27 protein-coding genes are annotated in these 24,061 nt (G+C 59.0%); 12 read left to right on the top strand and 15 right to left on the bottom strand.

Annotated features, from left to right (window positions below):
- Window positions 1-15: 15 nt before the first annotated feature.
- Window positions 16-138, bottom strand: a complete 123-nt coding sequence (locus ACUN0G_RS06655) for a PA1414 family protein (RefSeq protein WP_003210728.1) — start codon at window positions 136-138, stop codon at window positions 16-18.
- Between the two features lie 137 nt (window positions 139-275).
- Window positions 276-1,169 (bottom strand): putrescine utilization regulator PtrR, encoded by an 894-nt coding sequence (ptrR, locus tag ACUN0G_RS06650; protein ID WP_017479137.1) that lies wholly within the window; start codon window positions 1,167-1,169, stop codon window positions 276-278.
- Between the two features lie 104 nt (window positions 1,170-1,273).
- Between ptrR and ACUN0G_RS06645 the strand changes: the two genes are divergently transcribed.
- Entirely contained in the window at window positions 1,274-2,482 is a 1,209-nt protein-coding gene (locus ACUN0G_RS06645) for an MFS transporter (protein ID WP_445572957.1), read from the top strand.
- Here the strand turns inward: ACUN0G_RS06645 and ACUN0G_RS06640 are convergent.
- The 3 genes from ACUN0G_RS06640 to ACUN0G_RS06630 all read right to left on the bottom strand — a co-directional run bounded on the left by ACUN0G_RS06640 (window position 2,394) and on the right by ACUN0G_RS06630 (window position 5,444).
- The gene (locus ACUN0G_RS06640; protein ID WP_445572956.1) at window positions 2,394-3,836 is read right to left on the bottom strand and encodes an NCS1 family nucleobase:cation symporter-1; all 1,443 of its coding nucleotides are present in this window, start codon (window positions 3,834-3,836) and stop codon (window positions 2,394-2,396) included. The genes ACUN0G_RS06645 and ACUN0G_RS06640 overlap by 89 nt on opposite strands.
- A 221-nt stretch (window positions 3,837-4,057) precedes the next feature.
- Window positions 4,058-4,465, bottom strand: coding sequence for a DUF2177 family protein (locus ACUN0G_RS06635; RefSeq protein WP_445572955.1), 408 nt, complete (start codon window positions 4,463-4,465; stop codon window positions 4,058-4,060).
- Between the two features lie 142 nt (window positions 4,466-4,607).
- Entirely contained in the window at window positions 4,608-5,444 is an 837-nt protein-coding gene (locus ACUN0G_RS06630; protein WP_017479141.1) for a CvfB family protein, read from the bottom strand.
- A 324-nt stretch (window positions 5,445-5,768) separates the two neighbouring features.
- Between ACUN0G_RS06630 and ACUN0G_RS06625 the strand changes: the two genes are divergently transcribed.
- The 3 genes from ACUN0G_RS06625 to ACUN0G_RS06615 all read left to right on the top strand — a co-directional run bounded on the left by ACUN0G_RS06625 (window position 5,769) and on the right by ACUN0G_RS06615 (window position 7,814).
- Entirely contained in the window at window positions 5,769-5,948 is a 180-nt protein-coding gene (locus ACUN0G_RS06625) for a hypothetical protein (protein ID WP_003210722.1), read from the top strand.
- A 207-nt stretch (window positions 5,949-6,155) separates the two neighbouring features.
- The gene (locus ACUN0G_RS06620; protein ID WP_093200590.1) at window positions 6,156-6,881 is read left to right on the top strand and encodes a TorF family putative porin; all 726 of its coding nucleotides are present in this window, start codon (window positions 6,156-6,158) and stop codon (window positions 6,879-6,881) included.
- Window positions 6,882-6,947: 66 nt separating this feature from the next.
- The gene (locus ACUN0G_RS06615; RefSeq protein WP_445572954.1) at window positions 6,948-7,814 is read left to right on the top strand and encodes a DUF6279 family lipoprotein; all 867 of its coding nucleotides are present in this window, start codon (window positions 6,948-6,950) and stop codon (window positions 7,812-7,814) included.
- Between the two features lie 3 nt (window positions 7,815-7,817).
- On the opposite strand, the gene ACUN0G_RS06610 is transcribed toward ACUN0G_RS06615, so the two are convergent.
- Window positions 7,818-8,207 (bottom strand): transcriptional regulator, encoded by a 390-nt coding sequence (locus ACUN0G_RS06610; protein ID WP_421552367.1) that lies wholly within the window; start codon window positions 8,205-8,207, stop codon window positions 7,818-7,820.
- Between the two features lie 153 nt (window positions 8,208-8,360).
- On the opposite strand from ACUN0G_RS06610, the gene ACUN0G_RS06605 reads away from it, so the two are divergent.
- Window positions 8,361-8,636, top strand: coding sequence for a hypothetical protein (locus tag ACUN0G_RS06605; protein WP_445572953.1), 276 nt, complete (start codon window positions 8,361-8,363; stop codon window positions 8,634-8,636).
- 46 nt (window positions 8,637-8,682) lie between these two features.
- Here the strand turns inward: ACUN0G_RS06605 and ACUN0G_RS06600 are convergent, their stop codons facing one another.
- Window positions 8,683-10,029, bottom strand: coding sequence for a DEAD/DEAH box helicase (locus ACUN0G_RS06600; RefSeq protein ID WP_063034035.1), 1,347 nt, complete (start codon window positions 10,027-10,029; stop codon window positions 8,683-8,685).
- A gap of 193 nt (window positions 10,030-10,222) precedes the next feature.
- Here ACUN0G_RS06600 and ACUN0G_RS06595 point away from each other — a divergent pair, with 193 nt between their 5' ends.
- Window positions 10,223-11,521 (top strand): mechanosensitive ion channel family protein, encoded by a 1,299-nt coding sequence (locus tag ACUN0G_RS06595; protein WP_063032480.1) that lies wholly within the window; start codon window positions 10,223-10,225, stop codon window positions 11,519-11,521.
- Window positions 11,522-11,570: 49 nt separating this feature from the next.
- On the opposite strand, the gene ACUN0G_RS06590 is transcribed toward ACUN0G_RS06595, so the two are convergent.
- Window positions 11,571-12,215 (bottom strand): hydrolase, encoded by a 645-nt coding sequence (locus tag ACUN0G_RS06590; protein ID WP_063032481.1) that lies wholly within the window; start codon window positions 12,213-12,215, stop codon window positions 11,571-11,573.
- A 153-nt stretch (window positions 12,216-12,368) separates the two neighbouring features.
- On the opposite strand from ACUN0G_RS06590, the gene ACUN0G_RS06585 reads away from it, so the two are divergent.
- Window positions 12,369-13,274, top strand: a complete 906-nt coding sequence (locus ACUN0G_RS06585) for a LysR family transcriptional regulator (RefSeq protein ID WP_421552370.1) — start codon at window positions 12,369-12,371, stop codon at window positions 13,272-13,274.
- Here ACUN0G_RS06585 and ACUN0G_RS06580 read toward each other — a convergent pair.
- From ACUN0G_RS06580 to ACUN0G_RS06570, 3 genes are all read right to left on the bottom strand, one after another.
- A complete protein-coding gene (locus tag ACUN0G_RS06580) occupies window positions 13,219-14,100 on the bottom strand; it encodes a carboxylate/amino acid/amine transporter (protein ID WP_445572952.1) in 882 nt (293 codons plus the stop codon). The genes ACUN0G_RS06585 and ACUN0G_RS06580 overlap by 56 nt on opposite strands.
- A gap of 203 nt (window positions 14,101-14,303) precedes the next feature.
- Window positions 14,304-14,903: an FMN-dependent NADH-azoreductase gene (locus ACUN0G_RS06575; RefSeq protein WP_421552371.1), complete on the bottom strand. Its 600-nt coding sequence runs from the start codon at window positions 14,901-14,903 to the stop codon at window positions 14,304-14,306.
- A gap of 151 nt (window positions 14,904-15,054) precedes the next feature.
- Window positions 15,055-15,369, bottom strand: a complete 315-nt coding sequence (locus ACUN0G_RS06570) for a 3-phosphoglycerate kinase (RefSeq protein ID WP_421552372.1) — start codon at window positions 15,367-15,369, stop codon at window positions 15,055-15,057.
- 49 nt (window positions 15,370-15,418) lie between these two features.
- On the opposite strand from ACUN0G_RS06570, the gene ACUN0G_RS06565 reads away from it, so the two are divergent.
- From ACUN0G_RS06565 to aqpZ, 5 genes are all read left to right on the top strand, one after another.
- On the top strand, window positions 15,419-16,342 hold the full coding sequence (locus tag ACUN0G_RS06565; RefSeq protein ID WP_003210710.1) for a LysR family transcriptional regulator: 924 nt from the start codon (window positions 15,419-15,421) through the stop codon (window positions 16,340-16,342).
- Window positions 16,343-16,355: 13 nt separating this feature from the next.
- A complete protein-coding gene (locus ACUN0G_RS06560; RefSeq protein ID WP_445572951.1) occupies window positions 16,356-17,159 on the top strand; it encodes an alpha/beta fold hydrolase in 804 nt (267 codons plus the stop codon).
- 3 nt (window positions 17,160-17,162) lie between these two features.
- Window positions 17,163-17,726, top strand: coding sequence for a peptidylprolyl isomerase (locus ACUN0G_RS06555; protein ID WP_063032494.1), 564 nt, complete (start codon window positions 17,163-17,165; stop codon window positions 17,724-17,726).
- An 83-nt stretch (window positions 17,727-17,809) separates the two neighbouring features.
- On the top strand, window positions 17,810-19,642 hold the full coding sequence (locus tag ACUN0G_RS06550; RefSeq protein ID WP_445572950.1) for an ABC transporter ATP-binding protein: 1,833 nt from the start codon (window positions 17,810-17,812) through the stop codon (window positions 19,640-19,642).
- A gap of 179 nt (window positions 19,643-19,821) precedes the next feature.
- Window positions 19,822-20,520 (top strand): aquaporin Z, encoded by a 699-nt coding sequence (aqpZ, locus tag ACUN0G_RS06545; RefSeq protein ID WP_445572949.1) that lies wholly within the window; start codon window positions 19,822-19,824, stop codon window positions 20,518-20,520.
- Between the two features lie 54 nt (window positions 20,521-20,574).
- Here aqpZ and ACUN0G_RS06540 read toward each other — a convergent pair whose 3' ends face one another.
- The 4 genes from ACUN0G_RS06540 to ACUN0G_RS06525 form a co-directional block, all read right to left on the bottom strand.
- Window positions 20,575-20,823: a BrnA antitoxin family protein gene (locus ACUN0G_RS06540; protein WP_003210705.1), complete on the bottom strand. Its 249-nt coding sequence runs from the start codon at window positions 20,821-20,823 to the stop codon at window positions 20,575-20,577.
- The gene (locus ACUN0G_RS06535) at window positions 20,801-21,079 is read right to left on the bottom strand and encodes a BrnT family toxin (RefSeq protein WP_226475034.1); all 279 of its coding nucleotides are present in this window, start codon (window positions 21,077-21,079) and stop codon (window positions 20,801-20,803) included. Before ACUN0G_RS06535 ends, ACUN0G_RS06540 begins: the two co-directional genes overlap by 23 nt.
- A 79-nt stretch (window positions 21,080-21,158) precedes the next feature.
- Window positions 21,159-22,283: a GNAT family N-acetyltransferase gene (locus ACUN0G_RS06530; protein ID WP_445572948.1), complete on the bottom strand. Its 1,125-nt coding sequence runs from the start codon at window positions 22,281-22,283 to the stop codon at window positions 21,159-21,161.
- Between the two features lie 229 nt (window positions 22,284-22,512).
- On the bottom strand, window positions 22,513-23,847 hold the full coding sequence (locus tag ACUN0G_RS06525) for an OprO/OprP family phosphate-selective porin (protein ID WP_258344243.1): 1,335 nt from the start codon (window positions 23,845-23,847) through the stop codon (window positions 22,513-22,515).
- Between the last annotated feature and the right edge of the window lie 214 nt (window positions 23,848-24,061).

The raw sequence follows: 24,061 nt of genomic DNA, 5'->3' as shown, positions 1-24,061 counted from the left end.
AGCGCTTTCCAGGACTTACCTGCGACGCGGGCGACGCTGCTCGTCATCGGTGCGGATTGGCACCGGTTGCAGCGGTGGCTCGATCAAGCCGAGTGCGACGCCGAGGTCGTGCAGCCAGTTTTGCAGTTTCTCTTTCATGGTGCCCCCTTGGGGTAATGCCGAGCGGCTGGAATTCTGTGGCCGCTTCCTACAGATAGTAGTCTTAAGTCCTACATATTGCTTGAACGAAACCACAACGAACTATTACTGAATTGATCAAAATCCTGACGGATCGTTCAAGCGATCGCTCGGGTTTCGGATTCCGGTAGCACCTTGCCCTCTTGCTGCAGGTCAATCCACGCATTGAGGTTAGCGCCGAGCATGCCCTTACGCCACATCAACCAGGTGGTGGCGCTGGCAAATGGCTCCGCCAACGGATGAATGGACACGCTGTCCTTGCCCGGCAAGCTGTCGAGCATTGATTCCGACATCAGCGCCACCCCGGATCCGGCGATCACGCAGGCCAGCATGCCCTGGTAAGACTCAATCTCGATGGCCCGGCCCATGGCCACGCGGTCGTGGGAAAACCAGGCTTCCAGACGCGCCCGGTAGGAACAACTGCGTCGGAAAGTGAACACCGAGCGGCCGGCAACATCCTGCGGCCCACGCACGGGCGGGTGATCCGCCTCGCAAATCAGCAGCAGGCGCTCTTCGCACAGCGGGACGCCATCGAGGGTGGCCAAGGTTAACGGCCCGTCCACCAGCGCGGCATCCAGGCGCCCGGTGATCAAGCCTTCCAGCAGCTCACCACTGGGGGCCGACTGCACCTGCAGGTTCACCATCGGATACGCCTTGTGGTAACGCGCCAGCAGCTTGGGCAAATGAATCGCCGCCGTGCTGTACATGCTGCCCAGCACAAAGTCGCCGGCCGGTTGCCCGCCTTGCACCGCGCCATGGGCTTCGTCATGCAGGGCCAGCAGGCGCGCGCTGTAGTCCAACAGCACTTTGCCCGCGGGAGAAAGCTGCAAACGTTGGCGCTCGCGTACAAACAGTTCGACGCCCAGCTGTTCTTCCATTTGTTTAAGCCGGGTCGACAAGTTGGACGGCACCCGATGTAAACGCTCGGCGGCACGGGTGATGGAGCCCTCCTCGGCCACGGCCTGGAAAATCCGCAATTGACTAAACTCCATCACCTTTCTCCAAAACTGAACAAGTTACTCACTATTATTCATTTTTACAGAAAGTCAATCCGCTTTAGCCTGATGGTCACTCGCTGCTCCCAGGAAAAAACATCATGTCACCGCTGATCCGCTTACTCGCCAGCTTTATCGCCTTGATGATGGCCATGGGCATTGGCCGCTTCGCACTTACCCCGCAAATGCCGCATTTACTCAGCGAAGGCCAGATCGACCTGACCGGCGCCGGGTTGATCGCGGCGGCCAACTACCTGGGCTATTTCGTCGGCGCGGTGGATTCGATATTCGCTCGCAGCCATCACCATGTGCGCGGGCGTTTGTACGGTGGGCTGTGGTTATGTGTGCTGCTGACCCTGGCGTCGTACTGGGCCCATGGGTTCTGGCCGCATCTGCTGTTGCGCTTCGGTACCGGCGTGGCGAGCGCCTGGGCGTTAGTGATGATCACCAGCCTGAGTCAGCCGCTGGCCATTGCGGCCGGGCGCCCACGTTTGGGTGCGCTGGTATTTGCCGGGCCTGGGCTGGGGATTCTGTTGACCGGGCTGCTGGCGCTGGGCTCCAACCTGCTGGGACAGGATTCTGCGACCTTGTGGCTGGTGTATGGCATCGTCGCGCTGGTCATGCTGCTGGCAATCCTGCCGTTCCTGCCCAAGCCTTCCGCCACCGGCTCGCCCGTTGCCAGCCACACCGACGTGGCCAGCAACGGCAGCATCACCCACCTGTGCTGGATCTACATGTTGTACGGCCTCGGCTACATCATCCCGGCGACGTTCCTGTCACAGATGGCCAGCGCGCAATTCAAAGGCGCCTGGCAGGCGGACCTGTTCTGGCCCTGCTTTGGCCTGGCTGCCGCGATTGGCGTGGTGGTCGCGAGCTTGCGCCGCAAGGACCCGGACACCACCCGTCGCTGGCTGATGACCACCCTTTGGCTGCAAGCAGCCGGGGTGTTTGCGTGCCTGCTGGGCAACGGTTGGGGCCTGGCGTTGGGAGTATTGCTGTGCGGCGGGCCATTCCTGGCGTGCATGCAACTGGTGATGGCGCGCTTGCGTGAGGTCGCCCCCCACGGCTACCAGCGCAGCACCGGGTTGCTGACTGCCAGCTTTGCAATCGGCCAATTGAGCGGGCCGTTGCTGGCGTCGGTGAGCAGCCACCTCAGCGGTGGCCTGCAACCGGCGCTGGTAGTCGCCGGCGCCGGATTATTAGTGGCCGGATCGATACTGGTCAGCCGGCAACCATCGGCACAGGCGCACGCACCTGTTCACGCCGCGCCAGCACCAGGAAAAACAGCCCACCCAGGAAGCAGCCGGTAAACCAGGCGAAGTTGGCCATGCCCTGCAGCGCCGGGGTAAAGGTGATCGCGACGCCCACCAGCGTCGCGGGCACCAGTGCCTTGACCGCCGTCCAGTTCACACCGCCGTCAAAGTAGTAGTGCCCGCTCGGGCTGTCATCGAACAGCGCGTCCACATCGATCTTCTGCTTTTTGATCAGATAGAAATCCACCAGCAGAATCCCGAACAACGGCCCGATAAATGCCGCGAGGATGTCGAGGGTGTAGTGGATCATCAACGGGTTGTTGAACAGGTTCCAGGGTGTAATGAAGATCGAGGCCACCGCCGCAATCATTCCACCGGCACGCCAGCTGATTTTGCTCGGTGCCACGTTGGCAAAATCAAAGGCCGGCGAGACGAAGTTGGCCACGATGTTGATACCGATAGTCGCCGTGACAAAGGCAAATGCCCCCAGCAACACGGCCATGTCGTTGTCGATGCGCGAAACGGTGGCAATCGGGTCGTGGAGCATTTCACCAAACACCGGCAAGGTGCCCGAGACGATCACCACGGTGACCAGGGAGAACGCCAGGAAATTTACCGGCAAGCCCCAGAAATTGCCGCGACGCACATCCTTCATCGTGCGGCAGTAGCGGCTGAAATCACCGAAATTCAGGGTTGGCCCGGAGAAGTACGAAACCACCAAGGCGGTCGCCACGATGATTTGGCCAAACGCCTGCCAGCCTGACAGCGACTTTTCCGCCAGCGTAAAGCTGATATTCGCCCAGCCCGCCTTCCAGACGATCCAGCCGGCCAGGGCAAACATCACCGCATAGACGACGGGCCCCGCCCAGTCGATGAAACGACGGATGGATTCCATGCCGGCCCAGAACACCAGCGCCTGGAGCGTCCACAGGCTGAGGAAACCAAACCAGCCCAGGTACGACAGCCCAGCAAAATGCGGCTCTGCGTATACCGCCATCTGTGGGAAAAAGCGCAGCACCACAATGATCAGTGCGCTGGATGCCAGGTACGTCTGGATCCCATACCAGGCCACCGCGATCAAGCCGCGAATCACTGCCGGGATGTTCGCCCCAAAAACCCCAAAGGCCAACCGGCAGATCACCGGGTACGGCACAGCCGCCTGCTGGCTCGGCTTGGCCACCAGGTTGGCGATCAATTGCACAATGCAGATACCGGCGAGCAAGGCAATCAACACCTGCCAACTCGCCAGCCCCAGGGCAAACAGGCTGGCGGCGAATACGTAACCGCCGACGCTGTGCACGTCGCTCATCCAGAAGGCGAAGATGTTGTACCAGTTCCATTTTTGCGGCAGCGGTCCCAAGTCCTGGTTGTACAGGCGCGGGCTATAGCCTTTGGGCAATTGTTCGGTCATCGCAGGGCTCCTCGTAAATACCGGCCTGCCACCCGCGACGGGAGTGCGTACGGGAGGCGGCATGGTTTGTATACGAGTTGATGAGCAGAATGCGTGCCAATGAATTAAAACTCGGCACAATCCGTCTGGGACAACGGTCTTCAGAAGGTTACACAATGGCGCAGGGATGATTAGACGGTGCAGGCTCGCTCAGGGATGGTGCAGACCAATCCTGTACACAATCAATTGTGCACCCTGCGTGCACATTGATAGCCCACGGTGCAGCTAACTGCACTGAGGAAGGTGCCCCAAGCGATGTCCATGACGGCCAGCCCGGCAGACCATCCTTGCAAGGTCGCCCAATTGCTCAAGTCATAGGTGCCGTAAGCCACCAGCCCCAGCAACGCGCCAAGCCGCGCGGCACGTTGCCAGCCGCCGCTCGCCAAAGCCGGAAGGACGACAAACACCAGACAACCGAATACATAGAGGAGATAGAACGCCACAGCCGGGAACAGGCGCGGCTGATCGAGCATCAGTGGGCCGAGCAGCGCTTTGTAGGTCGGCCCCATGAGGACGCCGAGCCACAGGCCGTCAAGGATCAGAAAGGCGAGCAAGGAACCAAGGTAGGCGAAGAGTGTTTTCCTGGACATGGTCGTGACCCTTGTAGGAGCGAGCTTGCTCGCGATGGTCGTCAACGATAACGCGCCCAGTCTGAATGAACACGTTGCCTTGACGTTCTTCGCGAGCAAGAACCAGGCGTCCCCCTCGCTCCTACAAAAGAGCAAACCGCGATCAGCTTAGTTCAATGCGATCCGCGTGAATCACGATGTGACCCTGCTTGTAGAGGGCACCGATGGCCTTCTTGAAGTTGCCCTTGCTGACACCGAACAAACTGCTGATCACTGCTGGATCGCTTTTATCGCTGACCGGCAAGGTGCCGTTGTTGTCACGCAACTTGGCGAGAATCTTCGAGTTCAGGCTGGAGGCCGCTTCTTCACCCACAGGCTGCAGGCTCAGGCTGATATTGCCGTCGGCGCGGATTTCCTTGATGAAGCCTTTCTCTTCCTTGCCCGGGCGCAGGAACTTGAATACTTCGTTCTTGTGGATCAGGCCCCAGTGCTTGTTGTTGATAATGGCCTTGAAGCCCATGTCGGTGGCTTCAGCCACCAGCAAGTCAACTTCCTGGCCGACCTTGTAGGTGGCCGGGGTCTTGTCCAGGTAGCGGTCAAGGCGTGCGGTGGCGGTGATGCGCTTGGTGTGTTTGTCGAGGTAGACGTGCACCACGCAATACTCACCGGCAGTCAGCTGACGCTTTTCTTCGGAGTAAGGCAGCAGCAAATCCTTGGGCAGGCCCCAATCGAGGAATACACCGATGCTGTTGACTTCAACCACTTTCAGACTGGCAAATTCACCCACCTGTACTTTTGGTTTTTCGGTGGTCGCGATAAGTTTGTCATCGCTGTCCAGATAAATAAAAACGTTGAGCCAGTCTTCATCTTCACTGGGAATATCTTTGGGGATATAACGGTTGGGCAAGAGGATTTCGCCCTCTTGATCACCATCCAGGTACAAACCAAAGTTAGTGTGTTTAACCACTTGCAAGCTGTTGTAGCGCCCGACTAAAGCCATTTCAAATACCCTCATTGCGTGGGCGGCATTCTACCCGAGTTGACGGCGGCGGTCCCGTGTAGCGGCGTACGGCCCTGAAAAATCATGGGTTTGCCGGGCAGCGCCCCGCTCGTCAGATGATCAGCCTGAATTCTGCCGGCGCCCCGGGCATGTTTTCTTCCCGGGTTTCGATTTAAAACAGCGAGTTAGGTGACTATTTCAATCATTCATTGCAGACAATTCATAAGTCCGCCGTATATTTCAGGAGGATATTTGCCAAGCAATTGTCAAGCATTTCATGTACGATGCATGGCCAAGTTAATTTTCTACAGGTTAGTGGCCGCCATGCGCGTAAAAGCATCCAACAGCAAAGCAAAGCCAGCTCCCGCCGTTGAAACCAGCGAATCGATCAACAGCCAAATCGCTGCATTCCTCAAGCAGGGCGGCGAAATCCAGCAGATCGCCAAAGGCGTAAGCGGCCAGACTTTCGGCCCGTCCAAGCAGATCACCCTGGGTAAAAAGTAATACTGGCGCATCACACCTGGTCCCTAAGCGCTTTGCCTTTCAAGGCGCTAGGACTAGAGCCCGCAACACCCTCTGATCCACCCCCTTTTACACCAATCGACGAACGGGCTTCATCTGCGAACCATCGCCGGTATGCTTGCACACGTCTAGATCGGGCATTTGCCTGATATTTCCCGTTACTGCTCCTCGCTTTTCATGGAGTGAAGCATGCTCAAATCCTGCATTTTCCTGGCCGGTGCCCTGTTGGCCAGCCCCCTCGCCGAAGCGCAGGTTTTCCAGCGTGAATTGGGTGATTTCGACCTGAAATTGGGCACAACACCTAGCCGAAGCATGGCTCAAGGCCTGGTAAAGCCCACCGCCCCCGGGAGCGACTCGTTCCACGGCGGCCTGGACCTGAGCCACGGCAGCGGCCTGTACCTCGGCCAGTTCTCACCGAGCATGGGGATTTCCCCTACCAGCAATCTGGAAGTCGATTCCTACCTGGGCTTCAAGCGCCCTTTTGACCAGACCCTGGGTTATGAGCTGGGGATGATTCACTACAGCTATCCCAAGCTGAGCCCCCTCGACAGCCAGGAGTTCTACGGCGGCCTGACCGTGCTGGGCAACCGCTTCGGCGCCTCCTTCAGCAACGACCCGGATCGCCAGGACAGCACCTTGTTCGCCGACCTCGGCGGCACCAAGCCGTTCGGCATCGGCGTCAGCATGAAGTACACCACCCACCAGTTAGGCACCCCGGTGTCGGTTGCCGATGGCAGCTCCATCCGCAGTTTCAGCGATTGGTCGGTGCAATTCTCCCGGCCATGGATGGGTGTCGACCTGAACCTGATCTACAGCGACTCCAGCCTCAGCGGCGGCGATTGCTCGGCCTACTCCGGACACAACTCGCAATGCGACGGGCTATTGACCTTAAAAGCAGAGCGAGCGTTTTATTGATGAGCTGAACTGTCGCTGCACTGACGGGTTCAGATGCAATAACCTCGTCTGCGCAAGGACTCGCCCATGCTGCGTCGCTTAAAACTTCTGGTGATGTTGCTGACCCTCAGCCTGGTGCTTGCCGGCTGCAATCGGGTAGGCCTGGCCTATCGCAATCTGGATGTGATCATCCCCTGGACCCTCAGCGACTACCTGGAGATGAATGCCGGGCAGAAGAGTTGGTTCAACGACACACTCAAGGAACACCTGGCCTGGCATTGCACCACCCAGTTGCCGGGCTACCTGGACTGGCTCGACCGCCTGCAACAAATGGTCGACACCAACCAGGTGACCGACGCCGCCCTGCAAACCCGTACCGCCGAGGCCAAGCAAGCCATTGCCGAGAGCGCCCGGGCGATCACACCGTCCGCCGTCGAGCTATTGCAGGGGCTGGACGACCAACAAGTAAAGGATATGGAGCAAGCATTCGCCAAGGACCTGCGCAAGCGTCAGGACGAATACCTGAAACCGCCCCTCGAGCAGCAGATCAAAGAGCGCGCCGAGCGCATGAACAAGCGCCTCGATGCGTGGCTCGGGCCGTTAAGCGCCAGCCAGCAGAATCGCGTCACCGCCTGGTCGATCGCCTTGGGTGAGCAGAACCAACAATGGATTGGCAACCGCGCCCACTGGCAAACGCTGTTTATCGCAGCGGTCAAAGATCGCCACAGCAGCGATTTCCCACAGAAGATCGAGCAACTGCTGGTAGACCGCGAAAGCCTGTGGACGCCGGAATATCGCCAGGCCTACGCCCAGACCGAAACCGCAGCCCGCAGCCTGATCGTCGACCTGATGGCGGAAAGCACCGTGCCGCAGCGCCAGAAGCTCACGCAGAAGATCGACAAGGTGCGCAGCGACTTCAAGGCCCTTAAATGCCTGAAGGCTGGCACCCCGTAGACATCAGGCAATCTGTGCTTTCGAAGCTACTTCATCAAACGTCGCCGGATCCAGCGCATCCGCCTGTTCGTCCAGCACCTGCCGGGGGTGATTATTGCCGGGGATGCTGCTGTCGATCAGGCTCAGCAGCTGTGAGCCGCGCGGGGTTAGTTTGAAATTCTCCCCATTGCCGCACTCTTCCTCTGACCTCGACTCAATAAAGCCGTGCTTGAACAACAACGCCTCGTAATCCGCTGCGGTCTTTTTAAACTCATCAAGGTTACCGATGGGCTCTCCAGCGTTAGCCCTTTCAGCGGCTTCCTCCTCGGCATATTTACGCGGGGCGAAGTTGGCGCCACCGTTCTGTACCTCATGCAACAATCGTTCGATCAAATCCCAATCGTAAGTCGTCATCCTGATTCCTCCTGAAGGCACACGAAATAGGCCCTTCAAAGGTGTGACATGCCGGGCCATCGTCCGTTCAGCCTAGTGGACAGGCGCAATTTCGCTGAACTTTTAAGCGCTCGCGGCCCTCAACCGAACATCATCGCCATGGAGGTCCGAATCATGAAAACCCTGCTGAATATGGCCGTCGCCGCCACGCTGCTTGCCGCCCTGCCCGCCTGGGCCTGCACGCCGGAAGAAGCCACCGCCAAACGTGAGCAACTGGCCGAGGAGGTGACCAAGCTCACCCAACAGAATCCAGAGAAGGCCAAGGAGATCAACGAAGAGCTGCAGAACATGAAGCTGGAAACCGCCAGCGCAGACCTGCCCGACAAGTGCCAACTGATCGACCAGCGCCTCACAGAACTGAAAGAAGCGACCGGCAAAACTAAAAACTAAGGCGAAAAAAAACCGGACATTGTCCGGTTTTTTTATGGCTCAAGCCTTACTCGGCAGCCGGTGCTTCCGGCTTGCGGCGCTTCAAAGGCGCCATGCCGTCCTTGCTGACCAACGACAGATTGTCGGTCTTTGGACGGTTGGCAATCTTGCGCTTGGTCGGCGACTTGGCACCGGCCTTCTTCTTGTCGCCCTTGGCGTCGACCTTTTTCTTCTTCACGCCAACAGCCTTGCCCGACGCCTTGACCTTCTTCGGCCCGCCGTAGGTGCCTTTGACTTCCTTGATGGTGCGGCGCTCGAACGACTGCTTCAAGTAGCGCTCGATGCTCGACATCAGGTTCCAGTCGCCATGGCAGATCAGCGAGATCGCCAGGCCATCGTTGCCGGCACGCCCGGTACGGCCGATACGGTGTACGTATTCGTCGCCGCTGCGGGGCATATCAAAGTTGATCACCATGTCCAGGCCATCCACGTCCAGGCCGCGGGCGGCAACGTCGGTGGCGACCAGGATCTTCACGCCGCCTTGCTTGAGGCGGTCGATGGCCAGCTTGCGGTCCTTCTGGTCTTTCTCACCGTGCAGGACGAACGCCTTGTACTCCTGAGCCACCAGGCGACCGTAGATGCGGTCGGCCATGGCCCGGGTGTTGGTGAACACGATAGCCTTCTGATAGGTCTCGTTGGCCAGCAACCAGTTGAGGATCTGCTCTTTGTGCACGTTGTGGTCAGCGGTGATGATTTGCTGACGGGTGGTCGAGTTCAGGTCGCTGACGTTGTTGACCTGCAGGTGCTCAGGGTTATTCAGGACCTTGGCGACCATGTCGCGCAGGGTCGAACCACCGGTGGTGGCCGAGAACAGCATGGTCTGCTGGCGGTTCACGCACTCTTGCACCAGGCGCTGCACATCGTCGGCAAAGCCCATGTCGAGCATGCGGTCGGCTTCGTCGAGCACCAGGACTTCAACTTCCTTGAGGTCCAGGTTGCCGGCGTTCAGTTGTTCGATCATCCGGCCCGGGGTGCCGATCAGGATGTCCGGCACCTTGCGCAGCATGGCAGCCTGGACCTTGAAGTCTTCGCCGCCGGTGATCAGGCCGGACTTGATGAAGGTGAACTGCGAGAAGCGCTCCACTTCCTTCAAGGTCTGCTGGGCCAGTTCGCGGGTTGGCAGCAGGATCAGGGTCTTGATGCTGACGCGGACTTTCGCCGGGCCGATCAGACGGTTAAGAATCGGCAGGACGAAAGCGGCGGTCTTGCCACTCCCGGTTTGAGCCGTCACCCGCAGGTCACGCCCTTCGAGCGCGAGCGGGATGGCCGCTGCTTGCACAGGCGTTGGCTCGACAAATTTAAGCTCGGCCACGGCTTTGAGCAGGCGTTCGTGCAGGGCGAATTGGGAAAACACGGGTGCTACCTCGAAGAAATACAAAAAAACAGCTGCATAGGGTAACGGTTTCGGGCGCTCAGGCCGAGTTTCTTTACGCGAACTGCGTTAATCAGCCGCTTTTTTGTCAGGGAATTTGTCCACAACGACAACTTTGACTGACTTAAATGCTCTAATCGCCCCGTCACGTCCTACAGAAGAATCGCGTTTACCCATGGATATCAAACAGCTCTGGCTCAACGTCAAAGACCTTTGGGGCACCCTCGACGAACATCCGCTGCTGCATTCCAGCCTGGCGCTGGTGGTGTTGCTGGTGGTGGCATTGCTGCTCGGACGAGTGGCGCGCTACCTCATCCTGCACGCCGTCAAGTTGCTGGGCCGGCAACCCGCGCTGCACTGGCTCAACGACCTGCGGCACAACAAAGTCTTCCACCGCCTGGCGCAGATGACGCCGTCACTGGTGATCCAGTTTGGCCTGTACCTGGTGCCGGACTTGAGCAAGACCGCCACCCTGTTCATCGGCAATGTCGCCCTGGCGTTCACCATCCTGTTTATGGTGCTGGCGATCAGCGCCCTGCTCAACGCCCTGCTGGATATCTACGCCCGCACCGAACACGCCCGCACCCGCTCGATCAAGGGCTACGTGCAGTTGGCGAAAATGGTGCTGTTCGTGTTTGGCGCCATCATCATCGTCGCCACGTTGATCGACCGCTCGCCACTGCTGCTGCTTTCCGGTCTGGGTGCAATGTCGGCGGTGATTCTGTTGGTCTACAAGGACACCCTGCTGTCGTTCGTCGCCAGCGTGCAATTGACCAGCAACGACATGCTGCGGGTCGGCGACTGGATCGAAATGCCCCAGGTCGGCGCGGACGGTGACGTGGTCGACATCACCCTGCACACCGTCAAAGTGCAGAACTTCGACAAGACCATCGTCTCGATTCCCACCTGGCGCTTGATGTCCGAATCCTTCAAGAACTGGCGTGGCATGCAAGCCTCAGGTGGCCGGCGGATCAAGCGCAGCCTGTATATCGACGCCAGCGGTGTGCGTTTCATCCGCGACGACGAAGAGCTGAGGCTTTCCCAGGTACACCTGCTGACCGACTACATGAGCCGCAAGAAGGCCGAACTCAAAGCCTGGAACGAAGCCCAGGGGAATGTCGCCGCGATGTCGGCTAACCGTCGGCGCATGACCAATATCGGCACCTTCCGCGCGTATGCCTTGGCCTATCTGAAAAGCCACCCGGAGATTCAGCCGAACATGACGTGCATGGTGCGGCAGATGCAGACCACGGCCCAGGGCATTCCGCTGGAGATCTACTGCTTCACCCGCACCACCGCATGGGCCGACTACGAGCGGATCCAGGGCGATATCTTCGACTACCTGCTGGCAGTACTGCCGGAGTTTGGCTTGAGCCTGTACCAGCAGCCGAGTGGCGGTGACTTGCGGGCGGGGATGTTGCCGGCGGTATTGGGGGCCAGTCACCTGCCCCCGGCGGAAAAGGCAGTGATGTAACAACAAAAAACGGCACAACCTGCGTTGTGCCGTTTTTTTGCGTTCAGCCTTACTTGACCTGACGCTGCGGCGCGCCATGCACCATGGTGTAGGCGTAATCCACGCCCATGCCGTAAGCGCCGCTGTGCTCCAGGACCAGGCCCATCACCGCGTCGTAAGTCTCTTTGTGAGCCCAGTCACGCTGGTACTCCAGCAGCACTTGCTGCCAAGTGACCGGTACCGCGCCGGCCTGAATCATCCGTTGCACCGACATGTCATGCGCTTCTTTGCTGGTGCCGCCGGAGGCGTCGGTGACGATGTATACCTCGTAGCCTTCGGCCAGGGCTTCCAAGGCCGGGAAGTTCAGGCAAACCTCGGTCCACAGGGCCGCCATGATCAGCTTCTTGCGCCCGGTGGCCTTCACCGCTGCCACCAATGCCTTGTCTTCCCAGGAGTTCATAGACGTGCGCTCAATCGGCTGCTGGTCCGGGAACACATTCAACAGCTCCGGCCAGATATAGCCGCTGAAGCTCTTGGTCTCAACCGAGGTCAGGATGGTCGGCACATTGAAGATCTTGGCCGCCTTGGCCAGCGCCACCGTGTTGTTCTTCAGGGTCTGGCGATCGATCGACTGCACGCCAAAGGCCATCTGTGGCTGGTGGTCGATCAGGATCAGGGTGGAGTTGGTTGGGTTGAGCAATTCGCGAATAGACATGGTGACTTCCTTTTAATGTTTTCGATTCGGTAAGGGGTGCGTTCAGCGCCGCTGTGAAGCTTTGCTGGCGGCTTGGAAGTAACTTTACGGGCTGGATAAAATCGAGACAATTACCTAAAATCGAGAATCATTGATTCTAAAAAAGGGACAATCATGGATCGCATTGAATGCATGCGCGCGTTTGTCGTCACCGTCGGCGAGAACGGCTTTGCGGCTGCCGCGCGGGCCATGGACGTACCGCGCTCAAAAGTCAGCAAACAGATTCAGGCGCTGGAAGAAGCCATAGGCGTGCAACTGCTTCAGCGCACCACCCGCAGCCTGCATTTGACGGAGGCTGGGGCCGAGTATTTTGAAGCGGCGCGTGAAGTACTGGCCGCCCTGGACGAGGCCGAACAGCGGGCCAGAGACGGCATCGGGGAGTTACGGGGAGTGTTGCGGGTCAATGCGCCGATGTCGTTCGGACTGCATCGCCTGGGAAAATTGATTCCGCTGTTCCATGAACAGCATCCACATATCGAACTGCAGTTGGTGCTCAGCGACCAACAGGTCGACCCGGTACGCGGTGGTTTCGACGTGACTATCCGCATCGCCAGCATGCCCGACTCAACGATGATCGCCCGCCAGCTCGCGCCGGCGCCACGGGTCATGGTGGCCGCGCCCGCCTACCTGGCACGCGCGGGCATACCGCAAACCCCGCAAGACCTGCGCCAGCACCAGTGCCTCAATTATGGGTATCTGCAAAGCGGCGTCAGCCTGCAACTGAGCAAGGGCCAGGAAACCCAGCGGGTCAACGTTACCGGCCCTCTGCACGCCAACAACGGCGACCTGCTGGCCCAGGCGGCAGAAGCTGGGATGGGCATCGCCCTGTTGCCGGATTTTATCGTCGAAGACGCCCTGAACGCCGGGCGCCTGGTGCCGGTGCTCTGCGAATGGCAGGCGCCGGCAATTACCATCAACGCGGTTTATTCGTCCGCGCGACGCGTGCCGCAAAAGACCCGCGCGTTCATTGATTTTTTGGTGACGCAATTGGCGCCGACGACCGCAGGCCCAACCGGCTGATCCACACCGCCGCCAGGATCACCGAACCACCCAGGAACAGCCTGCCCAAAGGCTCGTGCTGATTCCAGATCAGCAAGTTCAGCAACAACCCCACTGGCACATGCAGGTTGTTCATCACCGCCAATGTGCCACCGTTGACCATGCACGCGCCCTTGTTCCACCAGTACATGCCCAATGCTGTGCTGACCAAGCCCAGGAATACCAGCACGCCCCATTGCAACGGCGCTTCCGGCAGGAAGTTGGCCTTGCCGAACATCAGGAACGCTGGCAACGCCACCGCCAATGCGCCGAGGTAGAAGTAACCAAAGCGCCGGTAGTGCGGCAGATCACTTGGATGACGCGCCACCAAGTGCTTATAAAGCACCTGCCCGGCGGCATAGGTGAAGTTGGCCAGTTGCAGCAGCAGGAAGCCCACGAAGAAGTTCGGAGTGATCTGGTCAAAGCGGATCACCGCCGCTCCACTCACCGCTACCAATGCGGCCACCAGCGCCCACGGATTGAAGCGGCGGTTCAAGGCGTCTTCGATCAGGGTCACGTGCAACGGCGTCAGGATGGTGAACAGCAACACCTCTGGCACCGTCAGTACTCTGAAGCTTAAATACAGACACACGTAAGTCACGCCAAACTGCAGCGCGCCGATCAACAGCATGCCGCGCATGAATGCCGGTTCTACCGAGCGCCAGCGGGTCAGGGGGATAAACACCAGCCCGGCCAACAACACGCGCACCAGCACCGCGAAGTAACTGTCGACGTGACCGGCCAGGTATTCGCCGATCAAGCTGAAGGAAAACGCCTGGATCAGCGTTACAACAAGTAGATAGCCCATGCTCGCCTCATTTTGAATGGGCGCGACATTAGCGGTTTTCCAGGCTTTACGAAACTCAAGGCAAAAAAAACCCGACCTCGCTAAAAGCGTCAGTCGGGCGGGAGCACTCAGGAGCAAAAAGTGCAAAGGGAGGTTCGATACGCGTACTTGAAGGGTTGCGTGGAGCTATCTAAACAGCGAGCGATTATCTGACGATTAACATCTCACGCCACTTGGGCGAGCAGTGCCTTGGCCTGGTTCACGCCTTTTTCCTGGAAGTCACCGCCCAGGTTCACCCCTTCGGCGTGAATGAACGTGACGTCGTGGATGCCGATAAAGCCCATGACCTGACGCAGGTACGGTTCCTGGTGATCGGTGCTACCGCCGGCATGAATGCCGCCGCGGGCGGTCAGCACAAAGGCGCGCTTGTCGGTCAGCAGGCCCTGGGGGCCAGTGGCGGTGTACTTGAAGGTCACACCGGCACGCAGCACATGGTCGAGCCAGGCTTTAAGGGTGCTGGGAATCGCGAAGTTGTACATCGGTGCGGCCATCACCAATACATCGGCGGCCAGCAGTTCATCGGTCAGTTCGTTGGAGCGATCCAGGGAAGCCTGTTCGAGCGTGCTGCGCTGTTCGGCAGGTTTCATCCAGCCGCCCAACAGATTGGCGTCCAAGTGCGGCACCGGGTTGATGGCGAGGTCACGCACGGTGATCTGATCAGCCGGGTGGGCGATTTTCCATTGGCTGATGAATTGTTGGGTCAGTTGGCGGGAGATTGAGTCCTGCTGACGGGCGCTGCTTTCGATGATCAGAACACGGGCCATGATTATGTAAGCTCCATCGGTGAATGCTGTAAGGCGATGGAGTGAAGGTTAATCAGAGCCCGTTCGATTAAAAAGCGTAAAAAATTGCTATAACCCATCTAGAAATTTGTTTATAAGCGGAGTATTGCTGTGGGCTTCCTCCGCTTTTGCCTTATTTCGGTGCGCAGGTCAGCTGGATACGCATCTTGATAATGGCACGGCTGAAATTGACCGTGGTATTGGTGGTTTTCCCTGCTGCGACCGTGACCTTGCGGGTGCGCGGGGCTTCCGGGCCGTTGGTAAAGCGTACCTTGCACTCCGCGTCATTGGGGCCGTAGTTGGTGAGTTGGATCGAACTGATGTTGCTGTCGACGTCCGACGCGCGGTAATCGATCTTCACGCCCTGAATGTCTTTCGTCACATCAGTACTGAATGCAAACGCACTCAACGGCAGCAGCGTCAGCAGCACACAACAGAATTTTCTCATTCGGCAGTCTCCAATAAGGACCGCCAGCTTAGGACAAGAGGAGCTCATCTTGAAAGCGCCCCGCGTTACCCTTGATCAATGGCGCACCCTGCAAGCCGTGGTGGACCATGGTGGCTTCGCCCAGGCGGCCGAAGCGCTGCACCGCTCGCAATCCTCGGTAAGCTACACCGTGGCCCGCATGCAGGACCAACTCGGCGTGCCGCTGCTGCGCATCGACGGGCGCAAGGCGGTGCTCACCGAAGCGGGTGAAGTACTGCTACGCCGCTCCCGGCAACTGGTGAAAAATGCCAGCCAGCTCGAAGACCTGGCCCACCATATGGAACAAGGCTGGGAGGCCGAAGTGCGGCTGGTGGTCGACGCGGCCTACCCCAACGCCCGTCTGGTACGCGCCCTCACCGCCTTTATGCCGCAAAGCCGTGGCTGTCGGGTACGCCTGCGTGAAGAGGTGTTGTCCGGTGTCGAAGAGCTGTTGATGGACGGCATGGCCGACCTCGCGATCAGCGGGTTCATCATTCCGGGTTACCTGGGGACGGAAATGAGCGACGTCGAATTTGTCGCCGTGGCCCACCCCGAACATCCGCTGCACCAACTGCATCGAGAACTGAGCTTCCAGGACCTGGAAAGCCACATGCAGGTAGTGATCCGCGACTCCGGCCGCCAGCAGCCACGGGACGTCGGCTGGCTCGGTGCCGAACAGCGCTGGACCGTCGGCAGCCTGCCCACCGCCGCCACCTTTGTCAGCAGCGGCCTGGGTTTTGCCTGGTTACCCCGGCACCTGATCGAACGCGAACTCAAGGAAGGCCTGCTCAAGCTACTGCCCCTGGAACGAGGTGGCAGCCGCAACCCGACCTTCTATCTTTACTCGAACAAGGACAAACCCCTGGGCCCGGCCACGCAGATTCTCGTCGAGTTGCTGCGCACCTTCGACACTGCCCCACTGGACGCGCCGTTCGCCGCACCGCAGCAAGCCTGAACAAGGAGTTCCCATGGCCTATTTCGAACATGAAGGTTGCACCCTGCATTACGAGGAATATGGCCATAGCTCACCGCTGATCCTGATCCACGGCCTGGGCTCCAGTTGCCTGGATTGGGAGCTGCAAGTGCCCGTATTGGCGCAACACTACCGGCTGGTGTTGGTAGATGTGCGCGGTCATGGACGCTCCGACAAACCCCGGGAGCGCTACAGTATCGCGGGCTTCACCGCCGATTTGGTGGCCTTGATCGAACACCTGCAACTGCCCCCGGCCCACGTGGTCGGCTTGTCCATGGGTGGCATGATCGCCTTTCAGCTGGCGGTGGATGAGCCACAAATGCTCAAGAGCCTGTGCATCGTCAACAGTGCGCCTCAGGTCAAGGTTCGCACTGCCGGCGATTACTGGCAGTGGGCAAAACGTTGGAGCCTGGCGCGCGTTCTCAGCCTGAGCACCATCGGCAAAGCCTTGGGCACTATGCTGTTTCCCAAGCCCGAACAAGCCGAACTACGGCGCAAGATGGCTGAACGCTGGGCAAAAAACGACAAACGTGCTTACCTCGCCAGCTTCGATGCGATTGTTGGCTGGGGCGTACAGGAACAACTTTCGAAAATCTCCTGTCCAACCCTGGTCATCAGCGCCGACCACGACTACACCCCCGTGGCGCAGAAAGAAATCTATGTAAAACTGCTGCCCGATGCGCGGCTGGTGGTGATCGAAGATTCCCGCCATGCCACGCCGCTGGACCAACCCGAACACTTCAACAACACCCTGCTCGATTTTCTCAAGACAGTCGAAACCACAACCCAGGATCACTGACCCATGCTGAAAAAAATCGCCTTCTTTGCCGGTTCCGTACTGTTCGCTGCCAACCTGATGGCGGCGGAACCCGCCAAGGCCCCTCACGTATTGATCACCACCACCAATGGCGACATCGAGATCGAACTGGACCCGGTCAAGGCCCCGATCAGTACCAAGAACTTCCTGGCCTATGTCGACAAAGGCTTCTACACCAACACCATTTTTCACCGGGTAATCCCGGGCTTCATGGTGCAGGGCGGTGGGTTCACGTCGCAAATGTCGCAAAAGCCGACCGAAGCACCGATCAAGAACGAAGCCAGCAACGGCCTGCATAACGTGCGTGGCACCCTGTCGATGGCGCGTACCAACGACCCGAACTCCGCCACCAGCCAATTCTTCATCAACGTTGCAGACAATGCCTTCCTCGACCCGGGCCGTGATGCGGGTTACGCGGTGTTCGCCAAAGTGGTCAAGGGTATGGACGTGGTCGACATCATCGTCAACTCGCAAACCACCACCAAACAGGGCATGCAGAACGTGCCAATCGATCCTGTCCTGATCAAGTCGGCCAAGCGCATCGACTGAAGGCTACAGGGAGTTTCGCGCGGTGCCCCCGAGGCACCGCGCACATTTGAACAGGAGAGCCCGCCGCGCGGGCGTCATACCTAATGCTCTATCGTCGTTTTGAACAACTGATCGACATCTTCCGCGACGCTCCCAGCGCGGCCCCTCCCGATAAAGTCCTGCCCTTCTACATCTATTACCTGCGCCAGGTATGGCCGTGCTTTGCCGCCTTGCTGGTGGTGGGCCTGATCGGCGCGCTGATCGAAGTGGCGCTGTTCAGCTACCTGAGCCGCATCATCGACCTGGCTCAGGGCACGCCGCCCGCCAACTTCTTCCAGATCCACGCCACCGAGCTGATCTGGATGGCCGTGGTCGCCCTGCTGCTGCGCCCGATCTTCGGCGCCCTGCATGACCTGCTGGTGCACCAGACCATCAGTCCCGGAATGACCAGCCTGATTCGCTGGCAGAACCACAGCTATGTGCTCAAGCAGAGCCTGAACTTCTTCCAGAACGACTTCGCCGGGCGCATTGCCCAGCGCATCATGCAAACCGGCAACTCCCTGCGCGACTCTGCGGTGGCCGCCGTGGACGCGATCTGGCACGTGGCGATCTACGCCATCAGCGCCCTGGTGCTGTTCGCCGAAGCGGACTGGCGCCTGATGATCCCGCTGATCACCTGGATCATCGCCTACAGCCTGGCCCTGCGGTACTTCGTGCCACGGGTCAAGGAACGCTCGGTGATTTCCTCCGAGGCACGTTCCAAATTGATGGGACGGATTGTCGATGGCTACACCAACATCACCACCTTGAAGCTGTTCGCTCATACGAATTACGAGCAGAACTACGCCAAGGAAGCCATCGTCGAGCAGACCGAGAAAACCCAGCTGGCCAGCCGTGTCGTGACCAGCATGGACATCGTGATCACCACCATGAATGGCCTGCTGATTGTCTTCACCACCGGGCTGGCCCTGTGGCTGTGGACCCAATCCCTGATTTCGGTGGGCGCCATTGCCCTGGCCACCGGCCTGGTGATTCGTATCGTCAACATGTCCGGCTGGATCATGTGGGTGGTCAACGGCATTTTCGAAAACATCGGCATGGTCCAGGACGGCCTGAAAACCATCGCACAACCGCTGGCAGTGACCGACCGCGAGAATGCCCCGCGCCTGGAAGTGCCCCATGGCGAGGTGCGGTTCGATCAAGTGGATTTCCATTACGGCAAGAAGAGCGGAATCATCAGCGGCCTGAACCTGGACATTAAACCGGGTGAAAAAATCGGCCTGATCGGTCCGTCCGGCGCGGGTAAATCCACCCTGGTCAACCTGCTGTTGCGCCTGTACGACCTGCAAGGCGGACGCATCCTGATCGACGGCCAGAACATCGCCGAAGTCGCCCAGGAAACCCTGCGCGAACAGATCGGCATGATCACCCAGGACACCTCGCTGCTGCACCGCTCGATCCGCGACAACCTGCTGTATGGCAAGCCGGACGCTACCGACGAAGAGCTTTGGGCCGCCGTGCACAAGGCCCGCGCCGACGAGTTCATCCCGTTGCTGTCGGACGCTGAGGGCCGTACTGGCCTGGACGCTCACGTCGGTGAACGCGGGGTCAAACTCTCCGGCGGGCAACGTCAGCGCATCGCCATCGCCCGGGTACTGCTCAAGGACGCGCCGATCCTGATCATGGACGAAGCCACCTCGGCACTGGATTCGGAAGTCGAAGCCGCAATCCAGGAAAGCCTGGAAACCCTGATGCAGGGCAAGACGGTAATCGCCATCGCACACCGGCTTTCAACCATTGCCAGAATGGACAGGCTGGTGGTGCTGGAAAAAGGCCAGATTGCCGAAAGCGGCAGCCATGCCGAATTGCTCGCACATGGCGGTTTGTATGCACGATTGTGGCAACACCAGACCGGCGGGTTCGTCGGAATAGACTGATTCCGTTGGTTAACTGCGACCTCAATTCCGAACAATTCTGACAGTTTTCTCTATCCCGCTGGTCTTGCGACACAATCCTGCTGTACTCCAATCAGGCCCCAGGAGGGCCCTGATTTAAGGCAGCAGGGAAGCGTCAAAGACCCGTTAATCAGATAGAGCAATCTACTAAGGATGTGTTCATGTCACTGTTCAAGCGTTCCGTTACGGAAGGACTGGGTACGTTTTGGCTGGTGTTGGGTGGCTGCGGCAGTGCGGTACTGGCCGCATCGTCGCCTGTCGGGATCGGTGTGCTCGGTGTGGCCCTGGCGTTCGGGCTCACGGTGCTGACCATGGCATTCGCCATCGGGCACATCAGTGGGTGCCACCTGAACCCTGCGGTGTCCGTGGGGCTGGTAGTGGGCGGAAGGTTTCCGGCCAGGGAGTTACCGGCGTACATCATCTCCCAGGTCATCGGCGGCATCGTCGCCGCTGCGTTGTTGTACTTCATAGCCAGCGGCAAGCCAGGGTTCGAACTGGCCTCAGGCCTGGCCAGCAACGGCTACGGCGAGCACTCACCCGGTGGTTATTCAATGGCAGCGGGGTTTGTGTGCGAGCTGGTGATGACGGCCATGTTCGTGCTGATCATCCTAGGCGCCACCGACCGCCGTGTGCCGGCAGGTTTCGCGCCGATCGCCATCGGCCTCGCGTTGACACTGATCCACCTGATCTCGATCCCGGTCACCAACACCTCGGTCAACCCGGCCCGCAGTACCGGCCCGGCGCTGATTGTCGGCGGCTGGGCGCTCCAGCAGTTGTGGATGTTCTGGCTGGCGCCGATCCTCGGTGCAGTGATCGGCGGCATTACCTATCGATGGCTCGGCACGGAAAAACCCGCCTGAGCCAAACGGGTTCAGCCCTGCCGGTAAGGCAGGGCTGCCCTCGCCAGTGCTCTATCAGCCTTGATGTGCCTGCATATACTGGCGCAGCAACTGATTGATGCGCGTCTGATAGCCAGTCCCTTGCCCCTTGAACCACTCAAGAACGTCAGCATCCAGACGGATAGTAACTGCCTGCTTGACCGGCACACGCAATTCGGCACGACGGAAGAAGTCTTCTCCCAACTCGGGGATGTCGCTGGTATCAATCTCCCGATCGTCCATCTTAGCCAGGCGCTCCCAGTCAGTTTTCGATGCTTTCGACATAGTATTTGGCCTCCTGTTTGGTTGCTTTTCGGGCGGAAATAATGCGAATTACGTCACCCCGCCTCTCGGTGTATACAACTACACCTACCAGTAATTTTATCCAGCCAATGCTGACCCAGCGTTCTTCGTCATAATCCGTTCGAGTATCACGTTGTGACAATATTGGATGTTGAAAAATATCCGATACGTCGTTGAAGTCTATGCCGTGCTTGCGGATGTTTACTTGGTTTTTGGATTCATCCCACTCAAAACGCATGATGCATCCTGTATTTACTTTTGTACATACACTATAGCGAAATGCTCCCGCCCTCGGCACCTGTCAACCGACCAGTGGTTCAGCCCTGCCGATAAGGCAGGGCTGCTCTCGCCTCCTCGGCATATGCCAGGATCCCCACGCTTTCGCGCTCCAGGAAATCCGCCACGGCGGTCTTCAATCCCGGGTGTCGCAGGTAATGCCAGGAACGCGTGATCACCGGCTCAAACCCGCGAATCAGCTTGTGCTCGCCCTGGGCGCCCGCGTCAAAGCGCTGCAGGCCATGGGCAATCGCGTAATCCATGCCTTGATAGAAGCAAGTCTCGAAATGCAGCCGGTCGAACTCGGCCAGGCAGCCCCAGTAACGCCCATAAAAGCTGTCGCCACCGATCAGGCTGAAGGCCATGGCCACCGGCCGTGAACCTTGCTTGGCCAGCACCACGCGAATCGCCTCGGGCATGCGCTCGGCCAGCAGGCTGAAAAAATTCCGGGTCAGGTACGGCGATTGTCGGCGTATGGCGTAGGTGTTGGCGTAACAGGCGTAGACAAAATCCCACTGCGCCTCGCTCAATTCATGGCCTTGCAGCCACTCGAACTCGATGCCCTGCCCCGCCACTTGCTCACGCTCCTTGCGCATCTGTTTTCGCTTGCGCGAACTCAGGGCGTCGAGGAAATCCTGAAAGTCACGGTAACCCCGGTTTTGCCAATGAAACTGGCAGCCCAGACGTTGCAGCCACCCCGGCTGTTGGGCCAGGGCGGTGTCGGCCAGGGCGTCGGTAAAGTTGATATGGGCGCTGGAAAGGCCTTCGATTTCCAGGTAGCCGGGCAGGCTTTTAAGCAGTTCGAAACCGTCCTCGGCGCTGGCAGCCAATAGACGCGGGCCGCTGACCGGACTGAACGGCACGGCCGTCAACAGTTTCGGATAGTAATCAATGCCGGCACGCTCGCAGGCGTCAGCCCAGCCGTGGTCGAACACGTATTCGCCATAGGAATGCCATTTGCGATAGCTGGGCAACGCGGCGATCAGCCGGCCACCTTCATAGTGCAGCAAATGCTCCGGCTGCCAGCCAGAGTGCGGGCCGATGCTGGCGCTGTCTTCCAGAGCACTGAGGAACGCATGGCGCAGAAACGGCTGGTCAGCGGGGACCAACCCATTCCATTCATCGGGCGCAATCTCGGACAGGTTATTCAAACGTTGTAACGGCATCCCATTCCCCGACGGTCACGGCGTTGTGTAGGAGCGAGCTTGCTCGCGATGGTCGTTAACGATAACGCGACCATTCTGACAGAACGCGGTGATCTCTGGTTCTTCGCGAGCAAGCTCGCGCCTACAGGACTCGGCGCAAAAAAAAGCCCCGCCAAACGGCGGGGCAAACCAAATGAGGAGCGCTTTGACGGATGAAGAAAAAGCGCTTTGGAGCGGTGTTGCAGGTTGCTTAGAACACGTACTGCACGCGGGCCACGATGGCGTCGCCGCTGTCGTCGCCATTGGCGTTCTGGATCTTGTCAGTGCTGACCTTGAGGTAGTTGGCAGAGACCCTCACCGCTTCGTTGGCGTACCAGTTGACACCGATGGTGTTCAGGCTTGCCTTGGCGTCACCCACTTCACGGGTCGCGCTGTTACGCACCACGTTTTTGTCGTCAACGCTGATGTTGTCGTAGCGATAGAACACTTCCCACGCGCCGAACTGCTTGTTCTGCGGCTTGATGGTGTCGAACTTGGCGCCGTCGAGTTTGTAGACCCGGGACTCGCCGGTCAGCGTGTAGGCCACCTGGCCGTAGAAACCCGTGGCCTTCACGTCCTGATAAGCGCTGCTGTCGGCCTTCATCTTGCGGTTCAGGTATTCGGCCTGCAGGGACAGCGGGCCACGAGCGAAGGCAAATTCACCGCCAAAAACCGTGTCGGTGTCGTAGGCGTCGTTCGCGGTCAGGTTGCCGGAGTCCAGCCCTACACCGCCGCCGAAGGTCGCACGGTTGCCGTTGGCCCCGGCATCGTTGCCGCCGTTGGTGGCAACGCCACGAGCGTCCAGGCGAGGACGGATTCGCGAGTCGAACGAAGTGTCCTTCAGGTCACGCACCGCCACGTCCACACCCAGGTGCAAGACGTTGCCGCTGTCGTGCATCGGCGCAAACACGGCACGGCCGTTGAACTGCTTCACGCCTTTGCCGTTCTTGTCGTTGATGTCCTTGGAAGAAACGCTGGAGGACAGGTAGGCCATGTCAGCCACCACGGCGCTGACCTGCAGGCCCATGCCGTTTTCGTGGGAGTTGATCCAGTCGGCGACTTCATAACCGAGGTTACGCTCGATGGCGGTCACCCATTTGGAACTGGTGGCTTTTTCCAGGCCGAAGTCCTGGTCGAAACGACCAGCGCGGATCACCACTGGCTTGAAGCCTACGTACGAGAAGGACGCTTCGTCGAAGTAGCCATCATCGGCATTGCCGGAGTTGTGGGAAAAGTCGTAGTTGATCTGGTATTTCCAGTCCTTGTACACCGTGCCGCCCAATTCGAGGTAGGCGCGTCGGAAGTACGTGGCGTCAGCCGAGTTGCCGTTCTTGGTGTAAAAGCCATCAAACGTACCGTAATCGGCCTGCAAACGACCACCCAGCTTGAAGCTGAAATTCTGGTCGGTGGTTGCAACCTCAAGGCCGCCCTTGGTTTTGACAACGATATCGGCGCCGTCAGTTGTGACAGTACCGGCGAAAGCCTGGGCGGTGACAGCCAGGGCCAAGGCGCTGGCCGCGAAACCGGCGAAGTGCTTACGGATCATCGAAGAATTCCCCTAATTGATGGTCTTGTGCATTGGTAAAACACGCGGTTTAGAGCCGCTGGTGTTGGGGGGCGATCTTGGCGAGGGGATATTTCAGCCGGGTTGCTGGAACATAAAGATTTTGTTACTCGGGAACTTTTTAATAGCTATTCGAAATAAGCCGAAGCCCACGTAAATCAAGGCTCCAGCCCATAAAACTGGTGAAAATGCCAGA

Source organism: Pseudomonas sp. 32A, assembly GCF_052682255.1.
The sequence above is the reverse complement of the archived record's forward strand: the minus strand, read 5'-3'. Positions and strand labels throughout refer to the sequence as shown.